16 protein-coding genes and 1 riboswitch are annotated in these 14,685 nt (G+C 68.8%); of the genes, 4 read left to right on the top strand and 12 right to left on the bottom strand.

What is annotated here, in order from left to right; genetic code table 11:
* Positions 1–13 precede the first annotated feature (13 nt).
* Positions 14–256, bottom strand: coding sequence for a chaplin family protein (locus ABD120_RS33930; RefSeq protein WP_343954379.1), 243 nt, complete (start codon positions 254–256; stop codon positions 14–16).
* A 187-nt stretch (positions 257–443) separates the two neighbouring features.
* Here ABD120_RS33930 and ABD120_RS33925 point away from each other — a divergent pair, with 187 nt between their 5' ends.
* On the top strand, positions 444–1,415 hold the full coding sequence (locus ABD120_RS33925) for an SAM-dependent methyltransferase (RefSeq protein WP_343954378.1): 972 nt from the start codon (positions 444–446) through the stop codon (positions 1,413–1,415).
* On the opposite strand, the gene ABD120_RS33920 is transcribed toward ABD120_RS33925, so the two are convergent.
* Positions 1,412–2,599, bottom strand: a complete 1,188-nt coding sequence (locus tag ABD120_RS33920; RefSeq protein ID WP_343954377.1) for a cytochrome P450 — start codon at positions 2,597–2,599, stop codon at positions 1,412–1,414. The genes ABD120_RS33925 and ABD120_RS33920 overlap by 4 nt on opposite strands.
* Positions 2,599–3,288, bottom strand: a complete 690-nt coding sequence (locus ABD120_RS33915; protein WP_425564080.1) for a TerC family protein — start codon at positions 3,286–3,288, stop codon at positions 2,599–2,601. Before ABD120_RS33915 ends, ABD120_RS33920 begins: the two co-directional genes overlap by 1 nt.
* A 191-nt stretch (positions 3,289–3,479) precedes the next feature.
* Positions 3,480–3,595, top strand: a riboswitch (SAM riboswitch).
* A 43-nt stretch (positions 3,596–3,638) separates the two neighbouring features.
* Between ABD120_RS33915 and ABD120_RS33910 the strand changes: the two genes are divergently transcribed.
* Positions 3,639–4,934 (top strand): aminotransferase class V-fold PLP-dependent enzyme, encoded by a 1,296-nt coding sequence (locus ABD120_RS33910; protein ID WP_343954375.1) that lies wholly within the window; start codon positions 3,639–3,641, stop codon positions 4,932–4,934.
* Here the strand turns inward: ABD120_RS33910 and ABD120_RS33905 are convergent.
* A complete protein-coding gene (locus ABD120_RS33905; RefSeq protein WP_343954374.1) occupies positions 4,924–5,514 on the bottom strand; it encodes a DoxX family protein in 591 nt (196 codons plus the stop codon). The two genes, ABD120_RS33910 and ABD120_RS33905, sit on opposite strands and share 11 nt — an antisense overlap.
* Before the next feature lie 472 nt (positions 5,515–5,986).
* Here ABD120_RS33905 and ABD120_RS33900 point away from each other — a divergent pair, with 472 nt between their 5' ends.
* Entirely contained in the window at positions 5,987–7,132 is a 1,146-nt protein-coding gene (locus tag ABD120_RS33900) for an NADH-quinone oxidoreductase subunit D (RefSeq protein WP_343954373.1), read from the top strand.
* Complete coding sequence (locus ABD120_RS33895) at positions 7,129–8,211, top strand: acyltransferase family protein (RefSeq protein ID WP_343954372.1); 1,083 nt, start codon at positions 7,129–7,131, stop codon at positions 8,209–8,211. The genes ABD120_RS33900 and ABD120_RS33895 overlap by 4 nt, the downstream gene beginning before the upstream one ends.
* On the opposite strand, the gene ABD120_RS33890 is transcribed toward ABD120_RS33895, so the two are convergent.
* The 8 genes from ABD120_RS33890 to hpt all read right to left on the bottom strand — a co-directional run bounded on the left by ABD120_RS33890 (position 8,208) and on the right by hpt (position 14,675).
* Positions 8,208–8,660, bottom strand: coding sequence for a DUF3180 domain-containing protein (locus ABD120_RS33890; protein ID WP_343954371.1), 453 nt, complete (start codon positions 8,658–8,660; stop codon positions 8,208–8,210). The genes ABD120_RS33895 and ABD120_RS33890 overlap by 4 nt on opposite strands.
* Positions 8,657–9,163, bottom strand: coding sequence for a 2-amino-4-hydroxy-6-hydroxymethyldihydropteridine diphosphokinase (gene folK / locus ABD120_RS33885; RefSeq protein ID WP_343954370.1), 507 nt, complete (start codon positions 9,161–9,163; stop codon positions 8,657–8,659). The genes ABD120_RS33890 and folK overlap by 4 nt, the downstream gene beginning before the upstream one ends.
* Complete coding sequence (folB, locus tag ABD120_RS33880; protein ID WP_343954369.1) at positions 9,160–9,525, bottom strand: dihydroneopterin aldolase; 366 nt, start codon at positions 9,523–9,525, stop codon at positions 9,160–9,162. Before folB ends, folK begins: the two co-directional genes overlap by 4 nt.
* Positions 9,515–9,955, bottom strand: a complete 441-nt coding sequence (locus ABD120_RS33875; protein WP_343954368.1) for a nuclear transport factor 2 family protein — start codon at positions 9,953–9,955, stop codon at positions 9,515–9,517. Before ABD120_RS33875 ends, folB begins: the two co-directional genes overlap by 11 nt.
* Positions 9,952–10,794: a dihydropteroate synthase gene (gene folP / locus ABD120_RS33870; protein ID WP_486348453.1), complete on the bottom strand. Its 843-nt coding sequence runs from the start codon at positions 10,792–10,794 to the stop codon at positions 9,952–9,954. The genes ABD120_RS33875 and folP overlap by 4 nt, the downstream gene beginning before the upstream one ends.
* Positions 10,795–11,316: 522 nt before the next feature.
* Positions 11,317–11,886 (bottom strand): GTP cyclohydrolase I FolE, encoded by a 570-nt coding sequence (gene folE / locus ABD120_RS33865; protein WP_343954367.1) that lies wholly within the window; start codon positions 11,884–11,886, stop codon positions 11,317–11,319.
* Complete coding sequence (gene ftsH / locus ABD120_RS33860) at positions 11,883–13,874, bottom strand: ATP-dependent zinc metalloprotease FtsH (RefSeq protein ID WP_343954366.1); 1,992 nt, start codon at positions 13,872–13,874, stop codon at positions 11,883–11,885. The genes folE and ftsH overlap by 4 nt, the downstream gene beginning before the upstream one ends.
* Positions 13,875–14,123: 249 nt before the next feature.
* Complete coding sequence (gene hpt, locus ABD120_RS33855; protein ID WP_343954365.1) at positions 14,124–14,675, bottom strand: hypoxanthine phosphoribosyltransferase; 552 nt, start codon at positions 14,673–14,675, stop codon at positions 14,124–14,126.
* Between the last annotated feature and the right edge of the window lie 10 nt (positions 14,676–14,685).

Here is a 14,685-nt window from a genome sequence, read left to right as displayed (position 1 = left end):
GAGCTCTTCTCAACTAGCGGACGGCGTGCGCGGTGCCCTTGCAGTGCGCGTTCGCGCCGCTGAGGGCGGTGACGGCCTGGATGGCGTTGCCGCAGACGACGACGGGAACCTTGATCGGAGCGATCACCTGGGTGCCGGTGAGGATGCCGGAGTTGCCGGCGGTGGTGGCGTTGCCGGAGTTGATGTCGGCGTGGGCGGGAGCGGCCAGGCCGAACATCGCGAAGGTGCCGGCCACGACGAGGGTCTTCTTGAGCACGGGATTTCCTCTCCTGCGCGCGGGGGCGCGCTGTGCTGCGGGACGACGGGCGCGACGGGCTGTGAATCCAGCGGATCCGTACCGTTAACACCCGATGACACTAAGTAACGATAGCGCAAATCTACAACAGTGTGTAGTCAAGAAGTCGCTGTGCGTGTTAGAGCTTTCCCATGAGATAGTCCCTCCCATGTGGCTCACCTGGCGCACGGCGATGGAGCGGGCGCTCTACGGCGACGCGGGTTTCTACGCGCGCGAACGGCCTTCCGGCCACTTCCGCACGTCCGTCGACACCGGTGCGCCGTTCGTCGACGCCGTGCTCGCGCTGCTGCTCGAAGTCGACAAGGAGCTGGGCTCCCCCGCCCTCGTCGACTTCGTGGACATCGGGGCGGGTGAGGGCCGCCTGGCCGCCGGCGTGCTGGCGGCCGTCCCGCCGTCGCTGCGGAGCAGGTTGCGGGTCGGCGCCGTCGAGCTGGCGCCCCGGCCCGAGCGCCTGCCGGAGGAGATCGCCTGGCACGACCGCGTGCCGCGCGAGATCACCGGGCTGGTGATCGCCAACGAATGGCTCGACAACATCCCGCTCGACGTGGCCGAACTCGCCGAGGACGGCCCCCGGCTGGTCATGGTCGACACCGAGACCGGGCGGGAACGGCTCGGCGACCCGGTCGGCCCCGGCGATCTGCGGTGGATCGAGCGGTGGTGGCCGCTGGCCAGGATCGGCGACCGGGCCGAGATCGGGCACCCCCGCGACGCCGCCTGGGCGGGCGTGGTGAGCGGTCTGACGGAGGGCCGGGCGGTGGCCCTCGATTATGCACACCCTGTGGACAACCGGCCGACCGGCGGCACCGTCGCCGCCTATCGCGACGGCTGCCTCGTCCCCGCCGTACCCAACGGGACCTGCGACATCACCGCGCACGTCGCCCTCGACGCGTGCGCGGAGGCCGGGCGGCGGGCGGGCGCGATTTCCACAACATTGTCCACACAGCGCGACCGGCTGCGTGCGCTCGGGCTGACCGCGGAGCGGCCGCCGCTCGAACTCGCGCACCGTGATCCGCCCGGCTATCTGCGGCTGCTCGCCCGCGCCTCGGGCGAGGGCGAGCTGATCGACCCGTACGGCCTCGGCGGCTTCGGCTGGCTCTCCCAGACGGTCCGGGCCGGCTAGATCGCCACCTCCAGCGACTCCAGCCCCCGGATGACGTAGCCGGGCTTCCACACCGGCTCCTTGACCAGCTCCATGGCGGGCGCCTTGGTCAGCAGTGCCCCGAACGACTCGGCCAGCTCGATCCGCGCCAGCGGCGCGCCCAGGCAGAAGTGGATGCCGGCGCCGAAGCTGATGTGCGGGTTGTCCGCCCGGCCCAGATCGAGGCGGTCGGGCTCGACGAAGACCTCGGGATCGCGGTTGGCCGAGCCGAACAGCAGCGCGACCTCGACGCCCTTCGGGATCGCGACGCCGCCGATCTCGATGTCCTCCAGCACCCAGCGCTCGAACATCTGCAGCGGCGTGTCCCAGCGCATCAGCTCCTCGATCGCCGTCGGCAGCAGCGAGTGGTCGGCACGCAGCCGGGCGAGCTCGCCCGGGTTCCTGAACAGCGCCCACCAACCGTTGCCCGTGACGTTCACGGTCGCCTCGTGACCGGCGTTGAGCAGCAGCACACAGGTGCCGACCAGCTCGTCCTCGGTGAGTTCCTCGATCTGGGCGAGCGCGCTGATCAGGTCGTCGCCCGGGTCGCCGCGCCGCTCGGCGGCGAGCCCCCTCAGGTAGCCGGCGAACTCCGTCGCCGCCCTGACGGCCGCGTGCTGGGCCTCAAGGGAGGGGTTCAGCTCGAACATCCCGCACATGTCCGCCGACCAGGGCCGCAGCAGGCCACGGTCGGACTCGGGCACGCCGAGCATCTCGGCGATGACCGTCACCGGCAGCGGCTCGGCCACCTCGGCGATCAGGTCGCCGCCGCCCTGGGCCACGAAGGCGTCCACGAGACCACCGGCGATCTCCTTGACGCGGGGACGCAGCGACTCGACCATCCGGGGCGTGAACGCCCTGGACACCAGGCGGCGCAACCGGGTGTGCTCCGGCGGCTCCAGGTCGAGCATGCCCGCGTTGTTGACCCGCCACCAGGGCTCCTGGAACTCCGGCGGGCTCAGCCGCCCGAACTCCTCGTGGGTCGCCACATGCAGATACGTACGGCCCAGCCGCCGATCCCGCAGCAGCGCGTTGACGTCGGCGTGCCTGGCGACGAGCCACTGGCCGGTCGGCTCGAAGAAGCCGACCGGCGCTTCCCGCCTCAGTTCGGCGTAGGCGTCGTAGGGAAATGCGACGAAATCCGGATTCCAGGGATCAAAACGCACTAGTCCATCTTAGGTTCTGCCTGCTCAAGCTTCGCCCGCCTGGTGCGAACCCGGATGTTGAGGAGTTCGACGATCAAGGAGAAGGCCATCGCGAAGTAGATGTAGCCCTTGGAAACGTGCTGTCCGAAACCATCGGCGACCAGCACCACGCCGATAAGGACGAGGAAGGCCAGCGCCAGCATCTTGATACTCGGGTGCTTCTCCACGAAACGGCTGATCGGCCCGGAGGCGACCAGCATGACGATCACGGAGACGATCACCGCCGCGATCATCACCGGGAGTTCGTCGACCATGCCGACGGCGGTGATGACGGAGTCCAGCGAGAACACGATGTCGAGAATCATGATCTGCACGATCACGGACGCGAACGAGGCGGCCTTGCGCTGCTTCTGGTCGGCCGACTTCAGCTCCATGCTGTGGCCGATCTCGATGGTGGCCTTGGCCAGCAGGAACAGACCGCCGCCCAGGAGAATGAGATCTCGCCCGGAGAACGCGTGACCGAGTACCTCGAAGATCGGTTCTTTCAGCCCCACCACCCACGACAGGGCGAAGAGCAGAAGCAGCCTGCTGATCAGTGCCGCGGCGAGGCCGAGCACTCGGGCGCGGTCACGCTGATGTTCTGGAAGCTTTCCCGCGAGGATCGAGATGAAGATGATGTTGTCGATCCCGAGGACGATCTCCAGCGCCACCAGGGTGAAGAACCCGATCCAGATTTCAGGGTTGGACACCCAGTCCCACATCGTTCAACCTCCACGTTCGGGGACAGTCCCCGCCTTCAACGACCAAACCCCCGAAGAAGTTCTCGCACACACTATTCGTTGTTCCGGGTAAAAAGTGGGGTTGCGGACAACAGCTGAGTGTCGGTTATAGTTCCGACGTAGGTCATGAGTGCCAGCGACAAGCCCCGGCTAGCTGGCCGGCAACCCTCGCGTCCGCGGCGGGGTGCCCCGGGTGAAGACCTGGTCCGCCACGCAGGGTGGTGGGCAAGCGCGGGCTCCGTGGCGCACCAAGGGGTCCCGACGACCCCGGAGGCTTCGCCGTGTCCACGCTCACGATCTTCAGTTCCGTTCCCGCCCAGGCCGACTCCCCCGAGCAGCCCGCGCCGGGCAGCCGGACCGTCCCCACCGTCCTCGGCGGCGACCTGGAGGTCCCGCTCAAGGACGGCCGCACGGTCCACTACGCCAATCTCGACTACGCGGCCAGCGCGCCCTGTCTCGAACCCGTGAGCGCCGCCGTGAACGCCGCCCTGCCCGCCTACTCCAGCGTGCACCGGGGCGCCGGGTACGCCTCCCAGCTCACCACCGCCCGCTACGAGCAGGCCAGGCACAGCGTGCGAGCCTTCGCGGGCGCCCGGTCCGACGACGCCGTCATCTTCACCCGCAACACCACGGACGCCACCAACCTGCTCGCCGGATGCCTGCCCGCCGGCACCACCGCGGTCGTCTTCGACAGCGAGCACCACGCGTCGCTGCTGCCGTGGGACGACGTCGTACGGCTGGCGCCGCCCGCCTTCCCCGGCGAGGCCGTACGGGCCGCCGACAGCGCGCTCGCGGGCATCGCCGGGCCCAAGCTGCTGGTCGTCACCGCCGCCTCCAACGTCACCGGCGAGCTGTGGCCCATCGCCGCGCTGGCCCACATCGCCCACCGGCACGGCGCGCGCATCCTCGTCGACGCCGCCCAGCTCGTGCCCCACCGCCAGCTCAACGTCGCCGCGCTCGACCTCGACTACGTCGCCTTCTCCGGCCACAAGCTGTACGCCCCGTTCGGCGCGGGCGTGCTCATCGGGCGGCGCGACTGGCTGGCCGCCGGCGAGCCGTACCTGAAGGGCGGCGGGGCCGTGAAGGCCGTCGGCGCGGACGGCATCGAGTGGCACGAGGACCCCGAGCCCCGGCACGAGGCGGGCACCCCGAACGTGCTCGGCGCCATCGCGCTCGCCGCCGCCTGCGACGCGCTCGCCGCCACCGGCTGGGCGCCGCTGGTGATCGAGGAGGAGCGGCTGATCGCCCGGCTGCGCGACGGGCTCGCGACCGTGGACGCGGTGCACGAGCTGTCGCTGTGGGGGCCCGACCACCCGCGCGTCGGCATCGTGTCCTTCGTCGTGGACGGCTACAGCGCGCGGGAGGTCGCGGAGGCGCTGTCGAACGAGTACGGCATCGGCGTGCGTGACGGAAAGTTCTGCGCCCACCCGTTCGTCTCCCACCTGCTTGGGGCCGTTGCCGACGGGGGGTGCGAGGACGGGCGGGTCGCCGCCGTGCGCGCCTCGATCGGCATCGGGACCACGGACGAGCACGTGGACCGGCTCGTCGAGGCGCTGCGCGAGCTGGTCAGCCGTTAGAACGCGGCTGGTCGCCGTTCGTCAGCTCGTCGATCGCACGCTGGTCGGCCTCGCTCAGGGAGGACGGCCCGGCCGGGTCCTGGACGGTGCGGACATTGGTCGGGTTCGTCGTGGGGGGCGTGGGCGAGGGGCGCACCTGGGCCACCTCCTGGTCGCGGGCGCGGCGGTCGGCGCGGGCGCGGAACATCGAGTGGACGATGCCGTCGAGGCTGATCCGGCCCGCGCCCAGGGCGAGGAACAACAGGGCGCCGGCGGCCAGGGCACCGACGAGTTCCCATCCGCCGTCGGTGACGAAGACGCCGTTACGGGCGTGGACGAACACGACGGCGCCCACGGTCACGATCAGCAGCGCGAGCGCGGCCACCCGCGTGAGCAGGCCCACGATCAGCAGCGCGCCGCCGAGCAGTTCGGCGGCGGTCGTGAAACCGGCGGCCAGCTCCGGCATCGGCACGCCCGCCTTGGTGAACATCTGCGTGGTCGGGCCGAGGCCGTTCTGCATCTTCTGCGCGCCGTGCGCGACGAAAATCACACCGATCGTCACGCGCGAGATCAGCGCCGCCACATCAAACACTGTCTTCATCAGCGTTACCCCCGTGTGATTCTCCCCTCCACACTCACTCTGAACTCGGCATTCTTCCCTTCCTTGACCAACTCAACTGATCACTTTTGCCATCAAACCCCGACCATCTCTTCCATTCCTCTGGGACAGACCTCGCTATCTGTCACGGCAAGCCCACTTACCCGCCGCCCACCGCACCCGGCCACCGGCCTTTCCGAGCGCCACTCCCCGGTTCACACATCCGCCCGTGACGCCGCCCGGTAACCCCGTTCCACGGCCCAGGCCGGCCGCGGCGCGGACCGTGGAACGCGGGCAACGGCGCGGCGTCACGGGGAGACCTGCGGGCGGGGAGTGGCGCTCGGGGAGGCCCTCGGCCGGAGTGCGGTGGGCGGCGGGTAACCGGGCTTTGCCGTAACAGATGGTGATAAATCCACCCGCACCGAATCCCTCCCCGGGTGGATCGGGAACCGCCCGAGTGGGACTATGGGTGACTATGACGGAGCGGACGGTCGGCATCGGCGCGGGCGCGAAAGAGCTCGCCACCGAGGACATGATCCTCAACATCGGCCCGCAGCACCCCTCGACCCACGGCGTGCTGCGGCTGCGGCTCACCCTCGACGGCGAGCGGATCTCCACCGCCGAGCCCATCATCGGCTACATGCACCGAGGCGCCGAGAAGCTGTTCGAGGTCCGCGACTACCGCCAGATCATCATGCTGGCCAACCGCCACGACTGGCTGTCCGGCTTCTCCAACGAACTCGGCGTCGTCCTGGCCGCCGAGCGCATGCTCGGCATGGAGGTCCCGGTCCGCGCCGTCTGGGCGCGCACGCTGCTCGCCGAGCTCAACCGCGTCCTCAACCACCTGATGTTCCTCGGCTCCTACCCGCTGGAGCTCGGCGCCGTCACCCCGCTCTTCTACGCCTTCAACGAGCGCGAGCGCATCCAGTCCGTCATGGAGGAGATCTCCGGCGGCCGCATGCACTACATGTTCAACCGCGTGGGCGGCCTCAAGGAGGATCTGCCGCACGGCTGGCTCGACCGCGTCTCCGCCACGGTCGCCGAGACCCGCCGCCGCGTCCCCGACATCGAGAAGCTGATCCTGCACAACGAGATCTTCCTGGCCCGCACGAAGGGCGTCGGCGTCCTCGACCGCGAGACGATCATGCAGTACGGCGTGAGCGGCCCCATCGCCCGCGCCTCCGGCGTCGACCTCGACCTGCGCCGCGACGACCCCTACCTGGCCTACGGCGAGTTGCCGGTGAAGGTCGTCACCCGCACGGCCGGCGACTGCCATTCCCGCTTCGAGCTGCTGCTCGAACAGGTCAAGGTGTCGCTCGACCTGGCCGACGTGTGCGCGGACCGGCTGCGTTCGCTGCCGCCCGGCCCGATCAACCAGCGCCTGCCCAAGGTCCTGAAGGTCCCCGAGGGCCACACGTACGCCTGGACCGAGAACCCGCTCGGCATCAACGGCTACTACCTGGTCTCCAAGGGCGACAAGACGCCGTGGCGCCTGAAGCTGCGCTCGGCCTCGTACAACAACATCCAGGTGCTCCGCGAGATGCTGCCCGGCCATCTGGTCGCGGACATGGTGGCGATCCTGGGATCGATGTTCTTCGTCGTGGGTGATATCGACAAGTGAGTCAGACCGTAAGCGGCCGCGACAAATACGTCGACTGGCTGCGCGCACTCAGCCTCATCGTGGTCGTCGTGTGGCACTGGGCGTTCACGATCCTCCAATGGACACCCCAGGGCCCCTCCGCCACCAGCCCGCTCGGCTTCACCAGCGGCCTGTGGATCCTGACCTGGCTGTTCCAGGTGCTGCCGCTGTTCTTCTACGTGGGCGGCCACGTCCACCTGATGTCGTGGCAGCGGGCCTGCGAGCGGGGCGTCGGCATCGGCGCGTTCGTCTGGCGGCGCATCCGGGCGCTGGCCGCGCCCGCGCTGGTGCTGTCCGGCGTGTGGATCGGCATCGGCGCCGCCGTCACCTGGGCCTTCGACGTCGCCTGGATGTGGCGGGTGGTGGTGCTGGTCCTCAGCCCGCTGTGGTTCCTCGGCGTCTACCTGGTGCTGATCGCGCTGCTTCCGATCGCGCTGTGGATGCATCGGCGCTTCGACGTGCTCGCCCTCATCTGGCTCGGCGGCGCCGCCCTCGTCGTGGACGTCCTGCGCTTCCGGTACGGGTTCGAGTGGGCCGGCTGGCTCAACATGATCATCGTGTGGGGACTGGCACACCAGTCGGGATTCTTCTACCGGCGCATCGTGGCACTGCCCCGGCGCTACGACGTGGGACTGCTGTGGACCGGCCTGTTCGCGCTGATCGGCCTGGTGTACTCGGGCATCTACCCGGGCTCGATGGTCGGCGTCCCCGGCGAGAAGCTGTCGAACATGGCCCCGCCGACGTTCGTCATCGTGGCGCTGCTCGTCTTCCAGATCGGCCTGGTCGAGGTGTTGCGCCCGTCGATGGAACGGTTGCTGGAACGTCCCAGGTGGAAACGGGTCAACGACACCATCAACCGGTTCGCGCTACCGCTGTTCCTGTTCCACACGACGGGGATGGCCATCGCGCTCGGCCTCACCTGGTGGCTGTTCGGCAGCATCGGCGGCCGGATCCCGCCGGACCTGACGTGGTGGCTCGAACGACCGATCGCGATCGTCGGCCCGCTGCTGTGCACGCTGCCGGTCATCTACCTGTTCGGCCGCCCGCGCAAAGCCGCCTAAGAACCGTCGCGGTCGGAGTCCTTCGGCACCCGGCAGGCGTGTTCGAGGAACAGCGCCGCCACGACCAGCGCGATGAACGACAGGGACGAGCCCGTCGCCACGAAGAAGTCGGAACGCGGCGTCTCGGCCCGCAACAGCGACAGCGTGTGCAGCGCGAACCCGGCGAAGAAGCCCGCGAACACCGCGCCGACGTACGCCGACGCCTTCGCCAGCGCCGCCAGCCGGGCCACCGCGAGCGGCTCCACCGGCTTGGTGTCCGGTTTACGGGCGATGCGGGCCTTGGTCATCCAGGCGGTGTACACCTCGCCGAGCGCGAGGAGGAGCACCATCGGGATCGCCGTCCACGGGATCACCGGCAGGTCGGTGTACACCAGCCGCACAAGAAGCCAGCTGACGAGCGTGACCACCACGAAGAGAACGGCCAGCGGACCGGCCTTCGTCGGACTCAATCGGGCCTCTGCAACTTCAGGTCCTCCCGCAGCCACACACCCGCGCGATCGAGCCCCGCGAGCAGGTCGGCGACGCGCCCGTGCCCGGGGATCTCACCCTCGGGGTCGGCCTGCGCCCACGGCACCAGCACGAAAGCCCGCTCGTACGCTCGCGGATGCGGCAACGTCAGCTCGGGATCGTCGCTGACCACGTCACCGACGACGATCAGATCGACGTCGAGAGTCCTCGGCCCCCACTGCTCGGAGCCCCTGACCCGGCCGAACGCGTTCTCGACACTCTGCGCCCGGTCGAGCAGCACCCGAGGCTGGAGCTTGGTCTCGACGATCACGATCGCGTTGAGGTAGGACCGCTGCCCCTCGGGGCCGCCCACCGGGTCGGTCTCGTAAACCGGCGAGACCGCCACGAACTCCAGGCCGGGCGCGTCGAACAGCACGTCGAGCGCGCCCTGCAAGGTCTGGAAGCGGCGGCCCAGGTTGCTGCCCAGGGCGAGTACTGCCTTCATGCGCGCCTCCGCTCGATGGTGACCACCACGTCGCCGAACGGCAACGGGATCGGCGCCGCCGGCTTGTGCACACTGATCTCCACCGCCTCGACGAGGTCGTTGTCGAGGCAGACCTCGGCCAGCCGCTGTGCGAGCGTCTCGATCAGTTCGACCGGCTCGCCCTCGACGATCTTCACCAGCGCCTCCGCCAGTTCGCCGTAGTGGACGGTCCTGGTCAGGTCGTCGTTCTCGGCGGCGGGAGCCGTGTCGAGGAAGAGCGTGGCGTCGATCACGAACTCCTGGCCGAGCTCGCGTTCGGCGGCCAGCACCCCGTGCCTGCCACGGGCCCGCAGCCCCTTCAGCGCGATGCGATCAGTGTTCAAGTTCGCCCTCCTCCTCGTCGTCGCCCTGCAGCACCGGGGAGCCGTGGTGGGTCCACAGCCGCCAGCCCTGCGCCGTGCGCACGTACACGTTGCTGGCCACGACCTTGCCCGCCGCGAAGCTCGCCTCGCCCTCCTCGCCAGCCGTCAGGATGTTCTCCACGCACGTGAGCACCGCGACGTCGCCGAGCACGGTCGTCGCCACGTCGGTGAGGACGAACTGGATGTAGGTGGTGTTGGCCATGATCAACGCCCATGACCGCAGCACCTCGGATCTTCCCGACAGCAACGACCACCCCGGATGCACGCAGCTCACCTGGTCGGTGGCGGTGTCCTCGGCCCAGATCTCGGTCATCTTGTCGAGATCGGCGTTCTCGATGGCGGTGTAGAAGGCCTGGTTGACCGTCTCGATGGCCGCGGTGTCCACGCTCATCTGTCGGCTCTCTTCCATGCGGCGGCCACGCGCACGGCGTCCGCGTTGGGTTGGACGTCGTGCACCCGCACACACCAGGCCCCCGCCTGTGCCGCCAGCGCGGTCACGGCGAGTGTGGCGTCGTCACTGCGACTGAACGGCCGAGGAGTGCCGTCGGGACCGGCCAGCAGCCGGCCCAGGAACCGTTTGCGAGAGGCGCCCACCAGCAGCGGGAAACCCAGTTCCGAAAGCTTGTGGAGGCCGGCCAGCACCGCCCAGTTGTGCTCGGCGTTCTTGGCGAACCCGAGGCCCGGGTCGAGGACGATCTGCTCGGCGGCCACGCCTTCGGCCATCACCGAGTCGACGCGCTTCAGGAGCTCCTCGCCGACCTCGGTGACCACGTCGTGGTAGACGGCCTGGCCGTACATGTCGTGGCTGTGTCCCCGCCAGTGCATCACCACGTACGGCACGCCCGTGGCGGCCACGACCCTCGGCATCGCCGGGTCGGCCAAGCCGCCGCTCACGTCGTTGACCAGCGCCGCGCCCGCCTCCACGGCGGCCTCCGCCACCTCGGCCCGCATCGTGTCGACACTGACCACGACCCCTTCTGCGGCCAGGGCCCTGATCACGGGGACCACTCTGGCAAGTTCCTCCGCCAACGACACCCGGGCGGCACCTGGACGGGTGGACTCACCGCCCACGTCCACGATGTCGGCACCCTCCGTGACCAGCGCGAAGCCGTGCCGGATGGCGACCTCCTCGTCGAACCACCGGCCGCCGTCGGAGAAGGAGTCGGGCGTCACGTTGACCACGCCCATGACAAGGCACCGATCGGCAACCGGCAGCCCCGCTCTCTCCATGCCCCAAGCCTAGGCGCTCCCCCCGACACGTTGTCCCTGAGGTCCCCCACATGTAAATAACGAAACCGGGGACCGTCTCGTTGCAAACCTCCGGTCACGCAGCGTAAACCCCCACCCGTCCCGTCTTTCCCTCTCCCCGGGCGCGGGTTCCCCTCAACTCGAACATCCGTCCGCCCGGATCCAGGAGTGTGGCCGACACCCACAGGGCCGCGAACAACGAAAGGTTTCACGACAAACATCGGGTCACGACACATCCCCGCGCACGAAAAGCACCCTCGCGGGGTCACCAGGCGCCGCGACGGCGAGATGTTGGGCGGCGGGTATCGGCGCCCGCTACGGCGGTCAGCGCTGGGCCGGGCCTCGGACAACGCCGGGCTTCGGGTAACAGGGCGGCGTCACGGCGGGTGAGGGGTGCCGGGGAGGAGCGTGTTCCTGGAGGCCGTCAGCCGGAGTACGGCGGGTGGGGGTCACTTGGCTGGCCGTAACGGAGAAAATGACGACCCCCGCCACAACGGAGGTCGGTCAGCGGCCCAGGATCAGGCTCATCGCCTCGGCGCGGGTCTTGTCGCTGGTGCGGAAGTCCCCGCGCACCGCCGACGTCAGGGTCTTGGCGCCCGGCTTGCGGACCCCGCGCATCGTCATGCACAGATGTTCCGCCTCGATCACCACGATCACGCCGCGCGGCTCCAGCACCCGCATCAGCGCGTCGGCGATCTGCGACGTCATCCGCTCCTGCACCTGCGGCCGCCGCGCGAAGACGTCGATCAGCCGGGCCAGCTTCGACAGCCCGGTCACCTGCCCCCGGTCGTTGGGGATGTACCCGACGTGCGCCACCCCGTGGAACGGCACCAGATGGTGCTCGCAGGTCGAATAGACCTCGATGTCGCGCACCAGCACCATCTCGTCGTGATCGACGTCGAACACCTTCGTCAGAACGTCCTCCGGCCGCTGGTGCAGGCCGGAGAACTGCTCCGCGTAGGCCCGTGCCACCCGCGAGGGGGTGTCGAGGAGGCCGTCGCGGTCGGGATCCTCACCGATGGCGATGAGGATCTCGCGGACGGCCTTCTCGATACGTGCGTGATCGACGTTCACGCACTGTCTCCGGACGGCAGGGCATCCTGATGCCCCGAGGCCAGCGACCCGTTGGCCGACTGCTCCTTCCGGGTCAGGATCGGCGGGCGGTCCGAGGGGAGCCGCTTGCCGTAGCCCGCGTAGGACGGGCGGTGCTCCTTGACGACCACCGACGCGAAGATCTCAAGGACCATGTCGCGCGAGAGCGTCTCCTTCTCCATGAGTTCGAGCACGAGGTTGTCGAGGACGTCACGGTATTGGACCAGGATGTCCCACGCCTGGTCGTGCGCGGTCTCGATCATCCGGCGCACCTCCTCGTCGATCGTGGAGGCGATCTTCTCGGAGTAGTCGCGCTCGTGGCCCATCTCACGGCCCAGGAAGACCTCGGCCTGGCCGGAGCCGAACTTGCGGGCGCCGAGCTGCTCGCTCATGCCGTACTCGGTCACCATGCGCCGGGCGACGGCCGTGGCCTTCTCGATGTCGTTGGAGGCGCCGGTGGTGGGCTCGTGGAAGACGAGCTCCTCCGCCGCGCGGCCGCCGAGCAGCATCGCGAGCTGGTCCATCATCTCCGAGCGCGTGGCGAGGAACTTGTCCTCCATCGGCAGCGTCATCGTGTAGCCGAGGGCGCGGCCCCGGGAGAGGATCGTGATCTTGTGCACGGGGTCGCTGTTGGGCAACGCGTGCGCCACGAGCGCGTGACCGCCCTCGTGGTAGGCGATCATCTTCTTCTCCTTGTCGGACATCACGCGCGTCTTGCGCTCGGGTCCGGCCATGACGCGGTCGATGGACTCCTCAAGGGTGTCCATGCCGATCAGCTTCTGGTCGGCGCGTGCGGTGAGCAGCGCCGCCTCGTTGATCACGTTGGCCAGGTCGGCGCCGGTGAAGCCGGGCGTGCGCCGGGCGATGACGTCGAGGTCGACCTCAGGCGCGAACGGCTTGCCCCGGCCGTGGACCCGCAGGATGCCCTTACGGCCCTCCAGGTCGGGACGGTCGACGGTGACCTGCCGGTCGAAGCGGCCCGGACGCAGCAGCGCCGGGTCGAGGATGTCGGGCCGGTTGGTCGCGGCGATGAGGATCACGCCGCCCTTGACGTCGAAGCCGTCCATCTCGACGAGGAGCTGGTTGAGCGTCTGCTCGCGCTCGTCGTGACCGCCGCCGAGCCCGGCGCCGCGGTGGCGGCCGACGGCGTCGATCTCGTCGATGAAGATGATGGCCGGGGCGTTGGCCTTGGCCTGCTCGAACAGGTCGCGGACCCGGCTGGCGCCGACGCCGACGAACATCTCGACGAAGTCGGAACCGGAGATCGAGTAGAAGGGCACGCCGGCCTCGCCTGCGACGGCGCGGGCCAGCAGGGTCTTGCCGGTGCCGGGCGGACCGTACAGCAGGACGCCCTTGGGAATCTTGGCGCCGATCGCCTGGAACTTGGCCGGGGCCTGCAGGAACTCCTTGATCTCCTGGAGTTCCTCGATGGCCTCGTCGGCGCCGGCGACGTCGGCGAAGGTGGTCTTCGGGGTGTCCTTGGTGATCAGCTTGGCCTTGGACTTGCCGAAGCTCATCACCCGCGAGCCGCCGCCCTGCATCTGGTTCATGATGAACAGGAAGAACAGCACGATGATGACGAACGGCAGGAAGCTCACCAGGAGGCTGACGAGGAAGCTCTCCTGCGGCACATCCGTGGTGAAGCTCTTGGTCTTGCCTGCCGCGACCTGCTTGTCGAGCTCGTTGGTGAGCGAGGTGCCGTAGCCGCTGACCCACTCGGCCTGGATGGTCTTGGTGGACTCACCCGGCTTGAGTTCGATCGCGTTGTACAGCGTCGCCTCGATACGGTTTTCCTTGTCAACGATCTTGGCGTTGCTGACGTTTCCGCTGCGAATCTGCTGCAGGACCGTGGACGTGTCAGCCTGCTTGTAGCCGCCTCCGCTGCTCCAGAGCTGGGTGACGAGCAGGAGCAGAACGACGATGCCCAGGATCCACAGCAGTGGCCCACGTGTAAATCGCTTGAGATCCATCCGATGCGGAACCCCTTGCGGGCCCGTCCCTTCCTGACCATGGCCTGGAACCCCGGGCAGGGCCCGGGGCCGCGGCATCCGACGCCGCGACTTCTGACTACCCGAAGGGGACGCGGGGTCACCCTCCCGTTCGTCAGAAGGTACACCGGCCGAAGCGTACGGAGACACCGCCCGCTAGACCGGCCTTGCCCTACCAACGTACGTCAGGTGGAGCGATGTTCCCGGCGGCGAGAGGCAATGTCCGGATTGCTACCGGTAAACGTGGGGCGCCAGCGTGCCGATGAAGGGCAGATTCCGGTATCTCTCCGCATAATCCAGCCCGTAGCCGATGACGAACTCGTTGGGGATGTCGAAGCCGATGTACTTGACGTCGATCGGCACCTTGACCGCGTCGGGCTTGCGCAGCGCCGCGCAGATCTCCAGCGAGGCCGGGTTGCGCGACTTGAGGTTCTCGAGCAGCCAGTGAAGGGTGAGGCCCGAGTCGATGATGTCCTCGACGATGAGCACGTGGCGGCCCATGATGTCGTTGTCGAGGTCCTTCAGCACCCGCACGACGCCCGAGGACTTGGTGCCGGCGCCGTAGGAGGACACCGCCATCCAGTCCATCTGGACGGACAGGTGCAGGGCTCTGGCCAGGTCGGCCATGACCATGACGGCGCCCTTGAGTACGCCTACGAGCAGCAGGTCCTTGCCCGCGTAGTCGGCGTCGATCCGGCCGGCGAGCTCCTTGATCTTGGCCTGGAGTTCGTCCTCGGGGATGAGGACCTTCTCAAGGTCGGTGCCCATGTCGGCTGCGTCCACCTGGCGTTCC

The sequence above is a fragment of the Nonomuraea longicatena genome, assembly GCF_039525605.1.
GTDB lineage: Bacteria > Actinomycetota > Actinomycetes > Streptosporangiales > Streptosporangiaceae > Nonomuraea > Nonomuraea longicatena.
This window is presented reverse-complemented; position numbering and strand designations above follow the sequence as displayed.

Coding starts and splice junctions, on each gene's coding strand:
- ABD120_RS33925 (WP_343954378.1), top strand. CDS start 444: ATGTGGCTCACCTGGCGCACGGCGATGGAGCGGGCGCTCTACGGCGAC.
- folK (WP_343954370.1), bottom strand. CDS start 9,163: ATGAAGGCAGTACTCGCCCTGGGCAGCAACCTGGGCCGCCGCTTCCAG.
- ABD120_RS33875 (WP_343954368.1), bottom strand. CDS start 9,955: ATGAGCGTGGACACCGCGGCCATCGAGACGGTCAACCAGGCCTTCTAC.
- folP (WP_486348453.1), bottom strand. CDS start 10,794: ATGGAGAGAGCGGGGCTGCCGGTTGCCGATCGGTGCCTTGTCATGGGC.
- ABD120_RS33900 (WP_343954373.1), top strand. CDS start 5,987: ATGACGGAGCGGACGGTCGGCATCGGCGCGGGCGCGAAAGAGCTCGCC.
- ftsH (WP_343954366.1), bottom strand. CDS start 13,874: ATGGATCTCAAGCGATTTACACGTGGGCCACTGCTGTGGATCCTGGGC.
- ABD120_RS33905 (WP_343954374.1), bottom strand. CDS start 5,514: ATGAAGACAGTGTTTGATGTGGCGGCGCTGATCTCGCGCGTGACGATC.